17 protein-coding genes are annotated in these 16,630 nt (G+C 73.3%); 7 read left to right on the plus strand and 10 right to left on the minus strand.

The window, feature by feature from the left end:
- Window positions 1-28: 28 nt before the first annotated feature.
- The 7 genes from AACH10_RS07530 to phnG all read right to left on the minus strand — a co-directional run bounded on the left by AACH10_RS07530 (window position 29) and on the right by phnG (window position 5,971).
- Window positions 29-1,171, minus strand: a complete 1,143-nt coding sequence (locus tag AACH10_RS07530; RefSeq protein ID WP_341409751.1) for an alpha-D-ribose 1-methylphosphonate 5-triphosphate diphosphatase — start codon at window positions 1,169-1,171, stop codon at window positions 29-31.
- A 15-nt stretch (window positions 1,172-1,186) separates the two neighbouring features.
- Window positions 1,187-1,939 (minus strand): phosphonate C-P lyase system protein PhnL, encoded by a 753-nt coding sequence (gene phnL, locus AACH10_RS07535; protein WP_341409752.1) that lies wholly within the window; start codon window positions 1,937-1,939, stop codon window positions 1,187-1,189.
- A gap of 8 nt (window positions 1,940-1,947) precedes the next feature.
- Window positions 1,948-2,763 (minus strand): phosphonate C-P lyase system protein PhnK, encoded by an 816-nt coding sequence (gene phnK / locus AACH10_RS07540; RefSeq protein ID WP_341409753.1) that lies wholly within the window; start codon window positions 2,761-2,763, stop codon window positions 1,948-1,950.
- Window positions 2,760-3,602: an alpha-D-ribose 1-methylphosphonate 5-phosphate C-P-lyase PhnJ gene (locus AACH10_RS07545; RefSeq protein ID WP_341409754.1), complete on the minus strand. Its 843-nt coding sequence runs from the start codon at window positions 3,600-3,602 to the stop codon at window positions 2,760-2,762. Before AACH10_RS07545 ends, phnK begins: the two co-directional genes overlap by 4 nt.
- Before the next feature lie 86 nt (window positions 3,603-3,688).
- Window positions 3,689-4,780, minus strand: coding sequence for a carbon-phosphorus lyase complex subunit (locus AACH10_RS07550; protein ID WP_341409755.1), 1,092 nt, complete (start codon window positions 4,778-4,780; stop codon window positions 3,689-3,691).
- Between the two features lie 4 nt (window positions 4,781-4,784).
- A complete protein-coding gene (gene phnH / locus AACH10_RS07555) occupies window positions 4,785-5,480 on the minus strand; it encodes a phosphonate C-P lyase system protein PhnH (protein ID WP_341409756.1) in 696 nt (231 codons plus the stop codon).
- A complete protein-coding gene (gene phnG / locus AACH10_RS07560; RefSeq protein WP_341409757.1) occupies window positions 5,477-5,971 on the minus strand; it encodes a phosphonate C-P lyase system protein PhnG in 495 nt (164 codons plus the stop codon). Before phnG ends, phnH begins: the two co-directional genes overlap by 4 nt.
- A gap of 66 nt (window positions 5,972-6,037) precedes the next feature.
- On the opposite strand from phnG, the gene phnF reads away from it, so the two are divergent.
- From phnF to AACH10_RS07580, 4 genes are read left to right on the plus strand one after another with little or no spacing between them, the layout of a single operon-like run.
- The gene (phnF, locus tag AACH10_RS07565; RefSeq protein WP_341409758.1) at window positions 6,038-6,829 is read left to right on the plus strand and encodes a phosphonate metabolism transcriptional regulator PhnF; all 792 of its coding nucleotides are present in this window, start codon (window positions 6,038-6,040) and stop codon (window positions 6,827-6,829) included.
- Window positions 6,826-7,545, plus strand: coding sequence for a DUF1045 domain-containing protein (locus AACH10_RS07570; protein WP_341409759.1), 720 nt, complete (start codon window positions 6,826-6,828; stop codon window positions 7,543-7,545). Before phnF ends, AACH10_RS07570 begins: the two co-directional genes overlap by 4 nt.
- Window positions 7,542-8,228 (plus strand): phosphonate metabolism protein/1,5-bisphosphokinase (PRPP-forming) PhnN, encoded by a 687-nt coding sequence (locus AACH10_RS07575; RefSeq protein ID WP_341409760.1) that lies wholly within the window; start codon window positions 7,542-7,544, stop codon window positions 8,226-8,228. The genes AACH10_RS07570 and AACH10_RS07575 overlap by 4 nt, the downstream gene beginning before the upstream one ends.
- 6 nt (window positions 8,229-8,234) lie before the next feature.
- Window positions 8,235-9,242, plus strand: a complete 1,008-nt coding sequence (locus AACH10_RS07580; RefSeq protein WP_341409761.1) for an NAD(P)-dependent oxidoreductase — start codon at window positions 8,235-8,237, stop codon at window positions 9,240-9,242.
- Window positions 9,243-9,252: 10 nt separating this feature from the next.
- Here the strand turns inward: AACH10_RS07580 and AACH10_RS07585 are convergent, their stop codons facing one another.
- Window positions 9,253-10,251 (minus strand): LysR family transcriptional regulator, encoded by a 999-nt coding sequence (locus AACH10_RS07585; protein ID WP_341409762.1) that lies wholly within the window; start codon window positions 10,249-10,251, stop codon window positions 9,253-9,255.
- Between the two features lie 119 nt (window positions 10,252-10,370).
- Here AACH10_RS07585 and AACH10_RS07590 point away from each other — a divergent pair, with 119 nt between their 5' ends.
- Entirely contained in the window at window positions 10,371-11,360 is a 990-nt protein-coding gene (locus AACH10_RS07590) for a Bug family tripartite tricarboxylate transporter substrate binding protein (protein ID WP_341409763.1), read from the plus strand.
- 47 nt (window positions 11,361-11,407) lie between these two features.
- Here AACH10_RS07590 and AACH10_RS07595 read toward each other — a convergent pair whose 3' ends face one another.
- Together AACH10_RS07595 and AACH10_RS07600 are read right to left on the minus strand one after the other, a co-directional pair.
- Complete coding sequence (locus AACH10_RS07595) at window positions 11,408-11,800, minus strand: diacylglycerol kinase (protein WP_341409764.1); 393 nt, start codon at window positions 11,798-11,800, stop codon at window positions 11,408-11,410.
- A 13-nt stretch (window positions 11,801-11,813) separates the two neighbouring features.
- The gene (locus AACH10_RS07600; protein ID WP_341409765.1) at window positions 11,814-12,668 is read right to left on the minus strand and encodes a hypothetical protein; all 855 of its coding nucleotides are present in this window, start codon (window positions 12,666-12,668) and stop codon (window positions 11,814-11,816) included.
- Window positions 12,669-12,943: 275 nt separating this feature from the next.
- Here AACH10_RS07600 and AACH10_RS07605 point away from each other — a divergent pair, with 275 nt between their 5' ends.
- Both AACH10_RS07605 and AACH10_RS07610 read left to right on the plus strand, forming a co-directional pair.
- Window positions 12,944-14,704 carry a methyl-accepting chemotaxis protein gene (locus tag AACH10_RS07605; RefSeq protein WP_341409766.1) on the plus strand — a complete coding sequence of 587 codons (1,761 nt, stop codon included), beginning with the start codon at window positions 12,944-12,946 and terminating at the stop codon, window positions 14,702-14,704.
- A 143-nt stretch (window positions 14,705-14,847) separates the two neighbouring features.
- Window positions 14,848-16,614 carry an EAL domain-containing protein gene (locus AACH10_RS07610; protein ID WP_341409767.1) on the plus strand — a complete coding sequence of 589 codons (1,767 nt, stop codon included), beginning with the start codon at window positions 14,848-14,850 and terminating at the stop codon, window positions 16,612-16,614.
- Window positions 16,615-16,630 lie beyond the last annotated feature (16 nt).

Here is a 16,630-nt window from a genome sequence, read left to right on the forward strand (position 1 = left end):
CCGGCACGTGTGCCGGCCTCGACCTGGATCAAGCCACGCGCCGTCCGCCGACGAACACCTCGCGCACCACCGGGTGCGCGTCCACCTCGCGCACGCACACGAAGTCGGCGCGCAGTCCCGGGGCGATCTCGCCACGGTCGTGCAGGCCAGCGGCCTGGGCCGGGCCGCGGCTGACCACGCGCACGGCCTCGGGCAGGCTGAAGCCGCCGTCGCGGTGCAGCACCCAGGCGGCCTGCAGCAGGCTGCCGGGCACGTAGTCGGACGACAGGCCGCTCAGCACGCCCTGGCGTGCCAGATCGATGGCCGCCACGTTGCCTGAGTGCGAGCCGCCGCGCACCACGTTGGGCGCGCCGGCGATGGTGGACAGGCCCTGGGCATGGGCGTGGCGGGCGGCGGCCATCGTGGTGGGGAACTCGCTCATCAACGCGCCCAACTGGCGGGCCTCGTCCACATGGGCCAGCGTGGTGTCGTCGTGGGTGGCCAGGGTCACGCCGTGGCGGCGGGCGAAGTCGGCAAACCAGCGGCGGTTGGGCTCGGCGTGGGCGGCCTGGCGCTGCGGGGCGATGCGCACCTCGTCGTCGAACTGCGCGTAGCTCCAGCCCTTCTTGCCGGTGTAGTAGGTGCGGGCCTGCTCGATGTCGGTCCACTGGCGCTGGCCGGGTGTGTGGTCCATCAGCGAGATCAAGGCCAGCCGCGCGTGGCCGGCAAAGGGCGCGAACAGCTCCTGCGCATTGGCGGCCGGCAACTCGCAGCGCACATGGATCAGGTGCTGGCTGCGCAGCACCTGCGCCTGCTCCAGCGCATCCAGCACCTGCAGCAGCGCGCTCTGGTCACGCGAGCGGAAGCCGTCGCCATACGGGTCGCCCACGCCGATGGCGTCCAGCACCGTGGTGATGCCGGCGGCGGCAATCTCGGCGTCATGCGCCTGCACGGCCGCGCGCATCGGGAAGGTGGTCTTGGGCCGCGGCATCACATGCCGCTCCAGGTTGTCGGTGTGCACTTCCACCAGGCCGGGCAGCAGCCAGTCGCCATGCAGGTCGATGGCGCCGGGCACCTGGCTGCGGCCGGGCTGCACCTCGACGATGCGGCCCTCGGCCACGGTCACGCTGGCCTCGGGCAGCACCTCGTTGCCCAGCACCACGCGGGCATGGGTGAAGACGGTGGGGTTCATCGCGGGCAGCCTGTTTCAGTGGAAGTGGTAGCGACGGTCGGCCACGGCATCGCGCACCTCCTCGTCATGGAAGATGCCGACGATGGCGCTGCCGCGGGCCTTGGCCTCGCGGATCAGCTCGATCACCACGCGGCGGTTGCCGGCGTCCAGCGAGGCGGTGGGCTCGTCCAGCAGCAGCAGGCGGGCCGGCACGGCAAAGCCGCGCGCGATGTTCACGCGCTGCTGCTCGCCGCCCGAGAAGGTGGCCGGCGGCAGGCCCCACAGGCCTTCGGGCAGGTTCAGCCGGGCCAGCAGCGCGCCGGCCTGGGCACGGGCGGCGCCCAGGGCCGCCTCGTGCGGGCCGTCGTCCAGCGGGTCGGCATCCGGTTGCGGCGGCGAGGGGTCGGCCTCCAGCAGGCGCTCGGCCACCAGGTCGAGCGCCGACTGGCGCGGCAGCGCGCGCAGGAACTGGCTCACGTAGCCGATCTCGCGCCGGCGCAATGCCAGCACGGTGCGCGGCGCGGCGCGGGCCAGGTCCACGCGCCGGCCATCGGCCTGCGTGAGCCACAGCGCGCCGGATTCCAGGCCGTAGCTGCCGTGCAGGCACTTCAGCAGCGTGCTCTTGCCGCGGCCCGAGGGGCCCACCAGGGCCAGGCATTCGCCGGAGCGCACCTGCAGGCTCACGTCCTGCAGCACCGGCAGTTGCAGGCCGTCGCGCAGGTGCAGCGTGAAGCGCTTGCTGGCGGCTTCCACGCTCAGCACCGGGGGCGGGGTGTCGGTCGTCGTCATCGTTGTCGTCATGCGTTCACCACCGAGGCCACCAGCAGCTGGGTGTAGGGGTGCTGCGGGTCATCGAACACGCGGTCGGTCAGGCCATGCTCCACGATGCGGCCCTGGCGCATCACCAGCGTGCGGTGGGCCAGCAGGCGGGCCACGCCCAGGTCATGCGTGACCACGATGGCTGAGAGGTGCAGCCGCCCCACCAGCAGGCGGATCAGGTCGAGCAGGCGCGCCTGCACCGAGACATCCAGGCCCGAGGTGGGCTCGTCCATCAGCACCAGACGCGGGCAGGTGACCAGGTTGCGCGCGATCTGCAGGCGCTGGCGCATGCCGCCCGAGAAGGCGCGCGGCACATCGTCGATGCGCGCGGTGTCCAGCTCCACGCGGGCCATCCAGCGCTGGGCGGCATCGCGCAGGCGGCCGTAGTGGCGCTCGCCGCGGCCCATCAGGCGCTCGCCGATGTTGGCGCCGGCGCTCACCGCCATGCGCAGGCCCTCGTGCGCATGCTGCTCGACGAAGCCCCATTCGGTGCGCGCCAGCACGCGGCGCTCGCGCTCGGCGCAGGCATGCACGTCCACCACGCGGCCGCTGCGCTCGCGGTACAGCACGCGGCCCTGCGTGGGCGTCAGCCGGCCGGCCAGCGTGCGCAGCAGCGTGCTCTTGCCCGAGCCCGATTCGCCCACGATGGCCAGCACCTCGCCGGGGTAGAGCGCCAGGCTGGCATCGCGCAGCGCCCAGTGGCCGTCGGTGCTGCCGGGGCGGTCGAAGCGGTGGCCCAGATCCTGCGCCACCAGGATGGGCAGCGTGCCGTCGTCGGTCAGCCAATCGTTCATGCCGCCTCCGTCGCGTGGCCGGCCTGCACGCTGCGGCAGTGGTCGGTGTCGGAGCAGGTCCATTGCGTGCTGCCGTCGTCCATCGGCACCTCGTCCTTGAAGCTGGTGGTGCAGCCGCACAGCACGCAGGCGTGGCCTTGCGGCGTGATGCGGAAGGGGTGGTCCTCGAAGTCGAGGCTGTGCACATCGGTGTACGGCGGAATGGCGTACAGCCGCTTCTCGCGCCCGGCGCCAAACAGCTGCAGCGCCGGCATCTGGTGCATCTTGGGGTTGTCGAAGGCGGGGATGGGTGACGGCGACATCACATGCCGGCCATGCACGAGCACCGGGTAGTCGTACGACACGTCGATGCGCCCCCACTGCGCGATGTCCTCGTACAGCTTCACGTTCATCAGCCCGTACTCGGCAAAGCCGTGCAGCTTGCGCGTCTCGGTACGGCGCGGCTCCAGCTTGTACAGCGGCTCGGGCTGCGGCACCTGGTAGACGAGGATCTGGCCTTCCACCAGCGGCCGCTCTGGGATGCGGTGGCGCGTCTGGATGATGCTGGCCTCGGCCGTGCGCTCGGTGGTGGCCACGCCGGTGGTGCGGGCGAAGAAGCGGCGGATGTTCACCGCATTGGTGGTGTCGTCCGAGCCCTGGTCGATGACCTTCAGCACATCGGCCGCGCCGATCACCGCCGCCGTGACCTGGATGCCGCCGGTGCCCCAGCCATAGGCCAGCGGCATCTCGCGCGAGCCGAACGGCACCTGGTGGCCCGGCACCGCCACCGCCTTCAGCAGCGCGCGGCGGATCATGCGTTTCGTTCCCTCGTCGAGGTAGGCGAAGTTATATCCGTTCATGTTTGCCCCTCGTCCGTCGAGTACGCCGGCCGATCCCCCGAGGGGATGCGGTCCGGCTTGGGAGCGGCCCGGCGCTCGGACCGCGGTCATTCGGCCTTCTCCTCGCGCAGCGCGCGGATCATCTGCAGCTCGCTCTCGAAGGTGACGTAGTGCGGCAGCTTCAGGTGCTGCACGAAGCCCGAGGCCTCCACGTTGTCGCCGTGCGGCAGCACGAACTCGGGGTCCTGCGCGGGGCTGGTCAGCGCCTCGTCGAACTCACCCGCGCGCAGCACGCGGTCCACCAGGCTCATGGCCATGGCCTTGCGCTCGCCGTGGCCGAACACCAGGCCCTGGCCACGCGTGAACTGCGGCGGCTGCGTGGCGCTGCCGACGAACTGGTTGACCATCTGGCAATCGGTGAGCGCGATCTCGCCCAGCTCGATGGCGAAGCCCAGCTCGGGCGGCACGATCTCCAGCGCCACGGTGCCGTGGCGCAGCTCACCCACGAAGGGGTGCGTGAAGGCGTAGCCGCGCTGCGTGGAGTAGCCCATGCCCAGCACCCAGCCTTCGTCGGCGCGCGCCAGCATCTGCAGGCGGGCGCTGCGTGGCAGCGGGTGCGACGGCGGGTCGCGCGTGATGTCGGGCGGCTCGGGGTCGCCGGGGCTGGGCAGGCAGGGCTCGATCAGGCCCTGCTCGGCCAGCAGCTGCAGCGGACTGGGCACGCTGTCGGACAGTGCAGCGCCTGGATCGGGCTCGGCGGCGGCCGAGGGTGCAGCATCGGCCGCCGTGTCGCCTTGCAGCAGGCCGAAATCCAGCAGCCGCTGCGTGTAGTCGAAGCTGGGGCCCAGCAGCTGGCCGCCCGGCAGGTCCTTGAAGATGGCCGAGACGCGGCGGCGCACGCGCATGGCCGCGGTGTCCACCGGCTGGCTGAAGCCCCAGCGCGGCAGCGTGGTGCGGTAGGCACGCAGCAGGAACACGGCCTCGATGGTGTCGCCCCGCGCCTGCTGGATGGCGAGCGCGGCCAGGTCGGGGTCGTACAGCGAGGCTTCGGCCATCACGCGGTCGACCAGCAGGCCCAGCTGCTCGCGCAGCTGCGGCGCCTGCAGCGCGGGCAGGGCGCGGTCGCCCCGGCGTGCGGCGTCCAGCAGGCGCAGCGAGGCTTCGATGGCGTGCTCGCCACCCTTCACGGCGATGTACATGGCCTCAGCCCTCCTGGCGGGTGATGCGTGTGGTGCGCGGGATGGCGGCGAAGGTGTCGCCACAGCACAGCAGCAGATCGACGCCGCAAGGGTAGGCCGCGGCCACCGCGTCGCGCGCGCGCCAGAAGGCGGCGTCCAACCCGGCCACGGCCAGCGTCTGCGTGCTGGCGATGCCGGGGCCGCGCAGCGTCAGGGCATCGGCGCCGACTTTGGCGTCGGCATCGGCCAGCGCGGGCACCTCCAGCAGCAGCGTGGCGCCGTCCTGCGGCACCTCGTCGCTGCCCCAGGGCAGGGTGGTCCACAGGCTGGCGGCGTCGCGGCCTTCGCGGGCCAGTGCGGCCAGGTCGGTGGCGGCGAAGGGCGCATCCGCCAGGGTCAGGTCGGTGCGCGTGCCGGTGTGGAAGCGCAGCCAGTCGGCCGCGCCGCTGTCCTGCCAATCCGCGGGCAGCCACAGGCCGGTCTCGGCGTCCAGCAGGCTCAGCAGCACGGCGGCCATTGCGCGGCCCAGGCCGGGGGCTTCCAGGCCTTGCAGCAGCGTGTCGGGCAGGGTGTGCAGCCGGCCGGGATGCGACTGTGCTGACAGCAGCTGGCGGAACACCTGCTGCGCGCCATGCACCGGATCGGCCAGGCCGCGGCCGATGCGGTCCAGTGCCAGGCCGGACGCCGCGCTGGCGGTGTGAAGGGACAGGGCAGCGTTCATGCGTTCTCGGGTTGCAAGGTGTAGAAGCGCACGCGGCTGGTCTCGGTGGCCGCGCGTTCGGCGGCGCAGCGCTGCGCGTCGATGTCGGACAGCGGCTGCACCACGCTGCGCATCACCAGCGCGTGGCAGGCGGGGCGCTGCAGCAGTGCGTCCAGGCAGGCCACGCGCTCGGCATGGGCGGTGTCGGTGCCCAGCACATGGCCCACGCCGGCCACCACGCTGCCATCGGCCGCGCGGTGGCGCACCACGCAGCGCGCCACGGTGGCCTCGCCCAGGTTGAAGCGGTCGCCGCTGTTGCCGATGCGCGCACGCACCATCACCAGCCCGGCCTCTGGCGCGCGCAGCGGCTCGAAGCGGAAGTCCTGCAGCACCGGCTGGGCCAGGCGCGCCAGGTCCGTGCCGCGGGCGCGGGCCAGCACGCGCAGCCAGTCGCGGCGTGCGGGCTGCAGATCACCGGGCGGGCTGGCCTGTTCGGCAGGCGTTGGGTTCATGGGCATGTCATCTAGACGTCTGAAGATGCACGCAGTATTCACAGCGCCGATGACAGTTTCTTGAAGATGCTCGACGCCCCTGACATTCGATCGACGCGTGCCGATGAGGCCGATCGCATCGCACGCACGCCCTCGCGCTGGCAGCGCATTGCCTCGGCGCTGCGCGACGAGATCGCCGCCGGCCTGCATGCGCCCGGTGCGCAGCTGCCCAACGAGAGCGCGCTGGCCGCGCGCTTCGGCGTGCACCGCCACACGCTGCGCCAGGCCGTGCGCCAGCTGGTGCACGAGGGCCACCTGCGCGTGGTGCAGGGCAGCGGCACCTATGTGCGCGAGCTGGTGCTCGACTACGCGCTGAAGCGCCGCACCCGCATGACCGAGAACCTGGCCGAGGCCGGCGAGCGTGCACAGCGCGAGCTGCTGGGCCACGCCACCGAGCCGGCCGGCGACTGGGCTGCACCGCTGCACCTGGCCCGCACCGACGAGGTGCTGCTGCTGCACACGCTGGCGGTGGTGCGCGGCCGGCCGGTGGGCCTGTCGACCTCGGCCTACCCGGCCGCGCGCCTGGGCGACATGGCCGACGCGTTCGTGCGCCACGGCTCGGTGACGCGTGCGCTGGCCGAGCTGGGCGTGGCTGACTATGTGCGCGCCCGCAGCACGGTGTCGTGCCGCCTGCCCAGCGCCGCCGAGGCCGATGCGCTGGCCCGCCCGGCCACCGAGCCGGTGCTGGTGGTGCAGTACGTCAACGTGGACGGCGAGGGCCGGCCGGTGGAGGCCGCGCGCACGGTGTTCGCGTCGGATGCCGTGCAGCTGAGCGTGGCCCACGACGGCGAGACCGACGCGCGCGAGGTGATGCCATGACCGCCCCCGCCCCCGCCCCCGCCCACGTCCCCACCGGCGCCGCGCGCCACGCCATCTACTTCGCACCCGAGCCCGACCACCCGCTGTGGGCCGCCGGCTGTGACTGGCTGGGCCGCCCGCGTGACGGCATCGGCGCGGGCGCGCCGGCGCGTGCGGGTGTGGCCACGCCCTGGCGCTACGGCTTCCACGCCACGCTGAAGGCGCCGATGCGCCTGGCGCCCGGCCTGGACGAGGCCGGCCTGCGGGCGGCGCTGCAGGGCCTGGCGCGCCAGCACCGCGCCTTCGCGCTGCCGGCGCTGGCCGTGGACCGGCTGGGCGGCTTTCTGGCGCTGCGGCCGGTGTTGCCGCTGGCGCCCGATCACCCGCTGCGCCGCCTGGCCGATGACGCCGTGCAGGCGCTGGACGCCTGGCGCATGCCGCTCTCGCCCGCCGAGGCCCAGCGCCAGCTGCGCGCCGCCCACAGCCCGCGCCAGCAGGCCCAGGTGGGGCGCTGGGGCTATGCCCATGTGCTGGACGACTGGCGCTTTCACCTGACGCTGAGCGATGACCTGGCCGACAGCGACTCCGTGCTGCTGGATCGCCTGCTGCAGCAGGCCCGGCAGCACTTTGCCCAGGCGCTGTGCCAGCCGCTGCGCTGCCGCAGCCTGTGCCTGTTCACCGAGCCCGCAGCGGGCGCCCCCTTCGAATGCCGCGCCCGCGTGGCGCTGACACCATGAACCCGCCCGTCTCCGATGTCACCGATCTGCCGGCCGATGGGGGGTCGCACACCGGCCTCGGCCCCGACCCTGCGCTGGACGATCCCGGCGCCGCGCTGCCCGGCAGCGCACGACTGGTCGTGGTGGTGGGCCCGTCGGGCGCCGGCAAGGACAGCCTGCTGCGGCTGTGGCGCGCCAGCCTGCCGGCCGCGCAGCGTCCGCACCTGGCCCGGCGCAGCATCACGCGGCCGGCCGAACAGGGCGCGCAGGTGCACGAGGCGCACGAGGCCCTGACACCCGAGCAGTTCGTCGCCCAGGTGCGGGCCGATGCGTTCGCGCTGCGCTGGCAGGCCCACGGCCTGCACTACGGCATCCGGCATGCCGAGCTGGCGCCGCTGGCGCGCGGGCAGTGGGTGCTGCTGAACGGCTCGCGTGCCCACCTGCCGCAGCTGCGGCTGGCCGCGCCGCGTGCGCGGGTGCTGCTGGTGGACGCGCCCGAGGCGCTGCGCGCGGCGCGCCTGCAGGCGCGTGGGCGGGAGCCGGCGCCCGCGCATGCCGCCCGCCTGCAGCGCCAGCTGCCGGTCCCGGCGGCCAGCGGGCCGGCGCCCGATCTGCACATCGTCAACGACCGCAGCCTGGCCGAGGCCGCCGCGCAGCTGAGCGCCTGGTGGCAATCCCTCCACACGATGGCGTCCGCCGCCTGAACCGCGATGAACACACCCGACTCCCCGCTGCACCGCCCCCGCATCCTGTCGACCTGGCCGGTGCACGACGACGTGGTGCAGCGCCTGCGTGCGCTGGGCGATCTGGACATGCACACCGGCCCCGAGCCGCTGCCGGCCGACGAACTCGCGCGGCGCATCGCCGCGGCCGATGCGCTGCTGGGCTTCATGACCGACCGCGTGGATGCCGCGCTGCTGCACCAGGCGCCGCGACTGCGTGTGGTGGCCGGTGCGCTGAAGGGCTGCGACGGCTACGACGTGGACGCCTGCACGGCCGCCGGCGTGTGGCTGACCATCGTGCCCGATCTGTTGACCGAACCCACCGCCGAGCTGGCGCTGGGCCTGGCCATCGGTCTGGGCCGGCACCTGCGCGAGGGCGATGCGCAGGTGCGCAGCGGCGCATTTGCCGGCTGGCGGCCCACGCTCTACGGCCACGGCCTGCATGGCCGCACCGTGGCCATCGTGGGCATGGGCCGGCTGGGGCGGGCCATCGCCGAGCGGCTGCGCGGCTTCGGCTGCCGGCTGCTGGGCGTGGACGCGGCGGCCATCCCCGGTGCCTGGCACCAGGGCGTCACGCCGATGGACCTGGCCGGGGCGCTGGCCCAGGCCGACTGGGTGATGCTGGCGCTGCCACTGACCAGCGGCACACGGCATCTGATCGACGCCACAGCGCTGGCGGCCGCGCGCGCCGGGGCCTTGTGGGTCAACGTGGGTCGCGGCAGCGTGGTCGACGAGGCGGCCATGGCCGATGCGCTGGCCAGCGGCCAGGTGGGTGGCTACGCGGCCGACGTGTTCGCCTTCGAGGACCTGGCACTGCCGCAGCGGCCGGCCACCATCCACCCCGCGCTGCGCGGGCACCCGGCCACGCTGTTCACGCCGCACCTGGGCTCGGCCGTCACCGAGGTGCGCCGCGCCATCGAGCACCGCGCCGTGGACAACCTGGCCGCGGCGCTGGCTGGGCAGGTGCCGCCGGACGCGGTGAACCGGCCGGACTGAACGCCGGGGCCTAGCGTTCGCGCGGGCGCACGGTGGCCGAGGCGCGGCCGTAGCCGCTGCGGTGCCAGGCCGGTCGCTCGGTGGATGCGGCCGTTCGCTCGCCGCCGGAGCCGTGCTGTTCGAGCACCTGCAGCGCGAAGTCGATGAACACGCGGACCCGCGGGTTGCGCCGCGCGCTGGCGGGGTACAGCAGGTTGATCGGCGGGCCGCCCTGGACGTCCCAGTCCGTTAGCACGGGAACCAGCTGCCCGGTTCGCACCGGGGTGCGCGTGGTGACCTCGTTCAGGCGGGCCACGCCCTGTCCGCGCAGGATGGCACTGAGCACCACCTCGCGTGCGTTGCTGACCAGCCAGCCATTGACCCGCACCGACCGCTGCTCGTCGCCGCGGCGGAACTCCCACAGGTCGATCACGATGCCGGCCGGGTTGCGCATCATCACGCAGGTGTGGCCGGCCAAGGCTTCGGGTGACTCGGGCACGCCATGCGCGGCCCAGTAGTCCGGGCTGGCCAGCACCAGGCTGCGTGTCATGCCCAGACGGCGGTGCACGTAGCTGGCGGGCGCCTCGGGCCAGCCGTGCAGCAGCAGCACCTCGGCGTCCTGGGCGTCGGCGTCGCTGAGCCGGTGCACCGTCCGGAAGTCGATCTGCAGCTCCGGAAACCGGCCGCGCAGGCGATGCATGGCCGGCAGCAGGATGTGGTGGGCCAGCTGCTCGTGGATCGCCACCACCAGCGTGCCGCTGGGGCGCAGCGCGCTGTGTTGCAGCGCCGCCTCCGCCGCGCCCAGTTCCTCCAGCAACGGCCGGCAGCAGTCGAGGTAGTCGCTGCCGGCCGGCGTGAGGTGCACGCCCTTGGCATGGCGCTCGAGCAGCGGAACGCCCAGCGCGGCCTCGAGGGTGCCGATGAGCTTGAGCACCGCGGGCGCGCTCACGCCAAGGCGGCGCGCCGCGGCGGTCAGGCTGCCGCACTCCGCTGCGGCCACGAAGTAGGTGATCGCGCGCAGCTTGTCCATCCCGGCTCCCGCCCCAGCTCGTTAACCAACGGTTAACGCCAGATGTTGCCGTTGGGCTATTCCGCCGGCAATGGCGCGTCCCTAGAGTGCAGGCACAGCCCATCGAACAGGAGGTCGAGATGAAGGCGAGCACCGTGTCCACCCGGCATCTGGCACAACGCCGCAGGCTGCTGCTGGGCGCCGCGGCCTGCCTGTGGCGGCCCGCGCTCGCTGCGCCGGCCTGGCCGCAGCGTCCGGTCCGGCTGATCGTCCCGACCCCGGCCGGGGGGCCCTCCGACGTGGTCGCACGCCTGGTCGGGCAGGGCCTGGCCGGTGCGTGGGGGCAGTCGGTGGTGGTCGAGAACCGTCCTGGCGCCGCCGGGGCGCTGGCGGCGCAGGCCGTGCTGTCGGCGGTGCCGGACGGACACACCCTGTTGTGGGTGCAGGCGTCGATGGCCGGGCTGCCGATGGTGCAGAAGCAGTCGCCCTACCGGAGCCTGGCCGAGTTCACGCCGGTGGCGCGCATGCTCCACTTCGGCTATGCGCTGTTCGCCAGCACCGCGCTGCCCGTGCGCACCGTGCCGGAGCTGCAGGCATGGGCCCGCCAGCATCCGGGGCAGCTGAACTACGCCACCGGCACGCTGGGCGAGTTCATGGTCGGCGTGCATGTGCTGTCGGCGCTGGGGGTGCAGGCCGAACGCGTGCCCTACAAGGGTGGCGCCCAGCTGATGCCCGACCTGATGTCCGGTCAGGTGCAGCTGAACTGCGGTCCCATCCTCAGCGGGCTGCAGCATGTGCGGGCGGGCAAGCTGCGCGCGCTGGCGGTGATGCTGCCGCAGCGCAGCCCCCTGCTGCCGGACGTGCCGACCGCGGCGGAACTGGGCGTGCCGTCGGCCGACCTGCCTACCTGGAATGCCGTGGTGGCACCGCCCGGCCTGCCGCGCGAGCTGGCAGCGCGGCTGGCGGCGGACCTGAGCGCCGCGGTGGCCAGCCCGGCGGTGCGCGACACGCTGGAGCAGCAGGGCGCTTCGGCGGCCGGTGGCACGCCGGCCCAGCTGGCCCAGGCCATCGACAGCGCTACCGACGCGTGGCGCAGCTTCGTGCGCACGCACGACATCGCTGCCGAGTGACCGCTTGCCGGGACGCCCGTGCGGGCGCTGCGGTGTGCCGGTGCAGGTCAGAGGGCCGGCGCCAGCCGCGACCAGAGCACCGGCCCGGCCAGGGCCAGCCACGCGCCGGCCAGCGTCAGCAGCGCGATGAACACGGCGGCGCTGCCGCAGTCCTTGGCCTTGGCGGCCAGCACGTGGATGTCGGGCGAGACCTTGTCGACGATGGCCTCCAGGCCCGAGTTGAGCAGCTCGGCCACCAGCACCAGGGCCATCAGCGCCAGCAGCAGCACGGTGTCGGTGCGCGGCAGTGGCAGCCACAGGGTCAGCGGTGCCAGCAGCAGCACCAGCAGCATCTCCTGGCGGAACGCGGCCTCGTCGCGCCAGGCGCTGCGGATGCCCTGCTCGGAATACTGCGCGGCGCGCAGCACGCGCATCAGGCTGAAGGCGGTGGTGGATTTCATGGCGTTGGCAGGCTCAGGCGAGGGTGAGTCGGGGGTGGTGCGCGGCCGTGGTGGCGCGCGATGCGGCCAGCCGTGCGGGTACGCGGATCAGGCCGATGCTCAGCCACACGGCCACGCTGAAGTACAGCGTCATCCACACCACCTCGGCCTGCCAGTCGGCCCAGCGGTGCGACACCACCCAGCGCGTGGACGCGTCCACCACGCCCTGGGCCAGCGACAGCGGCGCGTGGCCGCGCTGCGCCTCGGCCAGCCAGCGGCCCCAGTACATGGGCACGTCCACCTGGGCCATGTAGACCACATAGGCCACGCCGATGGCGGCCGCGGCGGCCAGCGGCGGGCGCAACGCGCGATCGCAGCGCGGCCACATCAGCACTAGGCTGAGCACCAGCGCGGCGGCGCACAGGCCCCACAGCGTCTCCTCGATGACATGGCCCAGGTTGGACGTGGTGAGCACGGCATGCCATGAGCAGATCTCGGCGGTGACGATCATCGGCATCACCGCAGCGGCCACGCGCAGGCCCAGCCGGTGGCCGTTGGCGCGTGCCGCCAGGTGCATCAGCAGCGCCCACTGCGCGGCGAAGCACAGCTCGGCCACGGTGGCCACCGAGCGGCCCATCATCACGCTGGACAGCCACGAATCCACCAGCACCTGGCGGCCCACGTCGTAGACCGGAAACGCCGAGCGGTAGGCGCAGCCCAGCACATAGCCGGCCGACAGCAGCAGCTGCCAGCGGATGGCGCGCCGCGCTTCGCCGGGCAGCGCCGGGGCGTGGTGGCGCGCCCACCACGCGGCGCGGCCCCAGGCCAGCGCATTGACTGCGCTGACGGTGCACAGCAGCGCCCACCACCACAGGGTCGGGTCGGTCATCGCGGTCTCCTTGCAGGTGCGTTGCCGGCGCGCAGCGGATGCCGCAGCCGGCGGTTTGGTTTATACGGTATAAACAGTTTATACCTTTTGCTCAGGCGCTGCCAAGAGGTGGACGCCCATGTTGTCATTTATGTCGTTGTGACAGCGTGATGACATTTCATGCCGTGGCGAAAAAAGATAGTGGGTCGCGGATCAAGAACTCCTGACTCAACTGACGCGGTGCAGCATCGAAAACCGCTGGTGCGTCCACCACTGCGGGCGCGGAGTCAGCACCGATGTCCTGGGTCTCTCACCGTTCCATCCGCACGCGTCTGCTGCTGGTTGCCACCTTGAGCGCCGCGCTGGCCGTGCTGCCTGCGGGCCTGCTGGGCTGGCAGGCGGCCCAGGCGCTGGCCCAGGCAGGGCACAAGCTCGCGTCGCTGCAGGTCAGCCGCGCCTGGCTGGGCGTGCTGGCGTCGCTGCAGCAGCATCGCGAGCAGGCGGCGCTGGCCCTGGTGCGGCCGGAGGCTGCCGCGCGCCGCGATGCGGCCGCGGGCGAACTGCGCCAAGCCTTGCAGGCGGTGGCCTCGGCACAGCAGGCGGGCGGCGCCAGCGCGGCCCAGCGCGAGGCCGTGGTGCGCCTGGGCCGGCAGTTCGATGCCCTGGCCGCCCTGGGCCAGCGCAGCCGCGACGCCCAGGCCCTGTTCAACGCGCAGCGCCAGTGGGTGACGGCGGTGCTGGACGAGACCGCGCAGGGCATGGCGCTGGCCGGCCTGTCCAGCGAGGCCGACCTCGCCACCCGGGCGTCGGCACAGGCCGCGCTGCAGGACGCGCCGCGCGTGGCCGACGCGCTGTCGGAGCTGCAGGCCGCCGTGCTGGCGGTGCGTGTGGACGACGTGGGCCTGATGGCGGCTGGCCGCGCCCGCCTGCACGCGGCGGCTGCGGGGCTGCGCCTGCAGCTGGACCAGGCGGCCCTGGCCGATGCCGCGCAGCGCGACCGCTTCGTGGCCGCTGCGGGTCAGGTGGCGCAGCAGCTGGCCGCCGTCGACCAGCAGCTCAGTGCTGCCGCCGACGACATCCACCACCCGCTGGACCGGTTCGCCGCAGTGCTGCTGGAGCAGCAGAAGGCGCAGGCGGGCCTGAGCGCCCGGGTGATCACCGACCTGCAGCAGCGCCTGGAGGCCGGCCGTGAGCAATTGCTGGTCGGCACCGCGGCGTGGTGCGCGGCCTTCGTGGTCGGCGTGGCCCTGGTGGGGCTGCTGCTGTGGCACTGCATCCACAGCACGCTGCGCTCGGTGCGGCTGGCGGTGGCGGCCACCGAGCGCATCGCCGCCGGCGACCTGCACGCGCCGGTGCCGGCGGCCGGTGACGACGAACTGGGCCAGGTGCTGCGGGCGCTGGGCCGGATGCAGCAGCACCTGCGCGAGCTGGTCTGCCAGATCCAGCAGGCCGCCGCCAGCCTGAGCGGTGCGGCCGGCGAGCTGGTCGATGGCAACCTGGCGCTGCAGGGCCGCACCGAGGCCTCTGCCGAGGGCCTGCGGCAGATGGCCGACGCGGTGGAGCGCATCGACGAGGCCGTGCGCGGCACGGTCGATGTGTCGGCACAGGCGGTGCAGCGCGCCTCGGCGGCCGCGGCCGTGGAAGCGGCCCGCGCGGGCGAGCAGGGCCGCGGCTTCGCGGTGGTGGCCGGCGAGGTGCGCGGCCTGGCCCAGCGCGCGGCGCAGGCAGCGCGCGAGATCAAGGAGCTGATCACGGCGTCGGTGGCGCGCATCGACCAGGGATCGGCACTGGCGCTGCGCGCCGGCGCCGGCATGCGCGACATCGTCGACACCATCGACGGGGTCGGCCGCACGATCGGCGATGTGGGTGAACGGGTGTGCACGCAAAGCCAGGGCATGGCGTCGGTGCGCCAGGCGGTCGACCAGGTCGGACAGCTCACGCAGCAGAACGCGGCGCGGGTGGCGCAGTCGGCCACGTCGGCGCAGGCCATGCACCAGCTGGCCGACCGGCTGACCGCGCAGGTCGGCAGCTTTCGCATCGGCGGGGAGGCCGCATGAGCCCCGTGGAGCGACGCGCCACTGTCATGTCACTGTGTCAGGATGTGAGCGGGGACGGCATCGTCGGCGCCAGACCGACGCCGTCCGATCCACCGGGAGGATTCACCTTGCATCTGTCGTCCCCGACACCTGCCCTGGCCGCCATGCGCCGCAGCGTTCACGAGGCCCTGCGGCCGCAGACCGTGGCCCAGGTGATGGCCCGGCAGGCCCTGACCGCGCACTTCCAGCCCATCGTGCGCATGCGCGATGGCGCGGTGGCCGGTCACGAGAGCCTGATCCGCGGCCCCGTGTCGTCGGACCTGGCCTCGCCGGATGCGCTGTTTCGCGCGGCCCGTGCCGAGGACTGCGTGGTGCCGCTGGAGCGCATGTGCGTCTGGGTGGGCCTGCAGCAGTGGCGGGCGCACGCACCCGGCACGCTGCTGTTCGTCAACCTGAGCGCCAGCACGCTGGTGGAGCTGGTGGAGCGGCAGCCGCTGTCCGACCTGCTGGGCGATGCGGTGGTGTCGCCCTCGGCGATCGTCATCGAGCTCACCGAGCACGAGCGCGTGGCCGATGTGCCGCAGCTGATCGAGGTGGCCAACCGGCTGCGCGCGCTGGGGCTGCGGTTCGCGCTGGACGACTTCGGCGACGGCCGCTCCAGCCTGCGCCTGTGGGCCGAGCTGCGGCCCGAGATCGTGAAGATCGACAAGTACTTCATCCGCGGCGTCGACAGCCAGCCCGTCAAGGTGCAGACGCTGCGCGGGCTGCTGCGCCTGGCCGAGTCCTTCGGCACCGCGCTGGTGGCCGAGGGCATCGAGACCGAGCAGGAGCTGCGCGTGGTGCGCGACCTGGGCATCGAGTACGGCCAGGGCTACCTGCTGGGCCGGCCGGCGGCCGACCCGGCGATGGCGGTGCCGCGGGCGGTGGCCGACATCATCGCCAGCGCCGAGGTGGCCGTGCTGCCCGAGCTGCAGCGCGCCGCCAGCGCGCAGTTCACCGTGGAGCGGCTGGCCCTGCCGGTGCCCGGCATCGAGCCCGACACGCCCAACGACCGGGTGGCGGCGCTGTTCGCGCAGGACCTGTCGCTCAAGGCCCTGGCCATCGTGGCCGACGGCCGGCCGCTGGGCCTGCTGAACCGCCAGAGCTTCACCGACCGCTACACGCGGCCCTTCTTCCGCGAGCTGTACGGCCGCAAGCCCTGCATGCTGTTCGCCAACACCACGCCGCTGGTGCTGGACCGCCACACCGGCCTGGACGCCATGACCGCCGTGCTCACCTCGGCCGACCAGCGCTACCTGACCGAAGGCTTCATCGTCACCGAGGGCGGGCGCTACCTGGGCCTGGGCACCGGCGAGCAGCTGGTGCGCGTGGTGACCGAGGTGCGCATCGAGGCCGCGCGCCACGCCAACCCGCTGACCTTCCTGCCCGGCAACATCCCGATCAGCGAGCACATCGGCCGACTGCTGGCCAGCGGTGGCGAGTTCGTGGCCTGCTACTGCGACCTGAACGACTTCAAGCCGTACAACGACCACTACGGCTACTGGAGCGGCGACGAGATGATCCGCCTGGTGGCGCGCACGCTGGTGGCGCTGTGCGACCCGCGGCGCGACTTCGTCGGCCATGTGGGCGGTGACGACTTCGTGGTGCTGTTCCAGAGCAGCGACTGGCTCGAGCGCTGCGAGCAGATCATCGCCACCTTCAACGAGGGGGCCAAGGCGCTGTTCGACGAAGGCGCGCGCCAGCGTGGTGGCATCGACGCCGAAGACCGTCACGGCGTGACCCGCTTCTTCGCCATGACCACGCTGTCGGTGGGTGCGGTGCCGGTGCGGCCCGGCCGCTACGAGCGGGTGGAACAGGTGGCCACGGCCGCCGCGGCGGCCAAGCACCTGGCCAAGCAGGCGCGGCGCGGGCTGGCGATCGGCGAGGGTTGAGCCGCGCCGCGGGGGG

This window comes from Pseudaquabacterium inlustre (assembly GCF_038066595.1).
GTDB classification, from domain to species: domain Bacteria; phylum Pseudomonadota; class Gammaproteobacteria; order Burkholderiales; family Burkholderiaceae_C; genus Pseudaquabacterium; species Pseudaquabacterium inlustre.

Excerpts from the sequence above, each read along its gene's own strand:
- AACH10_RS07595 (WP_341409764.1), bottom strand. The coding sequence starts at position 11,800 with ATGAAATCCACCACCGCCTTCAGCCTGATGCGCGTGCTGCGCGCCGCG.
- AACH10_RS07605 (WP_341409766.1), top strand. The coding sequence starts at position 12,944 with ATGTCCTGGGTCTCTCACCGTTCCATCCGCACGCGTCTGCTGCTGGTT.
- phnL (WP_341409752.1), bottom strand. The coding sequence starts at position 1,939 with ATGACGACGACCGACACCCCGCCCCCGGTGCTGAGCGTGGAAGCCGCC.
- AACH10_RS07590 (WP_341409763.1), top strand. The coding sequence starts at position 10,371 with ATGAAGGCGAGCACCGTGTCCACCCGGCATCTGGCACAACGCCGCAGG.
- phnH (WP_341409756.1), bottom strand. The coding sequence starts at position 5,480 with ATGAACGCTGCCCTGTCCCTTCACACCGCCAGCGCGGCGTCCGGCCTG.
- AACH10_RS07600 (WP_341409765.1), bottom strand. The coding sequence starts at position 12,668 with ATGACCGACCCGACCCTGTGGTGGTGGGCGCTGCTGTGCACCGTCAGC.
- AACH10_RS07530 (WP_341409751.1), bottom strand. The coding sequence starts at position 1,171 with ATGAACCCCACCGTCTTCACCCATGCCCGCGTGGTGCTGGGCAACGAG.
- AACH10_RS07580 (WP_341409761.1), top strand. The coding sequence starts at position 8,235 with ATGAACACACCCGACTCCCCGCTGCACCGCCCCCGCATCCTGTCGACC.
- phnG (WP_341409757.1), bottom strand. The coding sequence starts at position 5,971 with ATGAACCCAACGCCTGCCGAACAGGCCAGCCCGCCCGGTGATCTGCAG.
- AACH10_RS07545 (WP_341409754.1), bottom strand. The coding sequence starts at position 3,602 with ATGAACGGATATAACTTCGCCTACCTCGACGAGGGAACGAAACGCATG.
- phnF (WP_341409758.1), top strand. The coding sequence starts at position 6,038 with ATGCTCGACGCCCCTGACATTCGATCGACGCGTGCCGATGAGGCCGAT.
- AACH10_RS07575 (WP_341409760.1), top strand. The coding sequence starts at position 7,542 with ATGAACCCGCCCGTCTCCGATGTCACCGATCTGCCGGCCGATGGGGGG.
- AACH10_RS07585 (WP_341409762.1), bottom strand. The coding sequence starts at position 10,251 with ATGGACAAGCTGCGCGCGATCACCTACTTCGTGGCCGCAGCGGAGTGC.
- AACH10_RS07570 (WP_341409759.1), top strand. The coding sequence starts at position 6,826 with ATGACCGCCCCCGCCCCCGCCCCCGCCCACGTCCCCACCGGCGCCGCG.
- AACH10_RS07550 (WP_341409755.1), bottom strand. The coding sequence starts at position 4,780 with ATGTACATCGCCGTGAAGGGTGGCGAGCACGCCATCGAAGCCTCGCTG.
- AACH10_RS07610 (WP_341409767.1), top strand. The coding sequence starts at position 14,848 with ATGCGCCGCAGCGTTCACGAGGCCCTGCGGCCGCAGACCGTGGCCCAG.
- phnK (WP_341409753.1), bottom strand. The coding sequence starts at position 2,763 with ATGAACGATTGGCTGACCGACGACGGCACGCTGCCCATCCTGGTGGCG.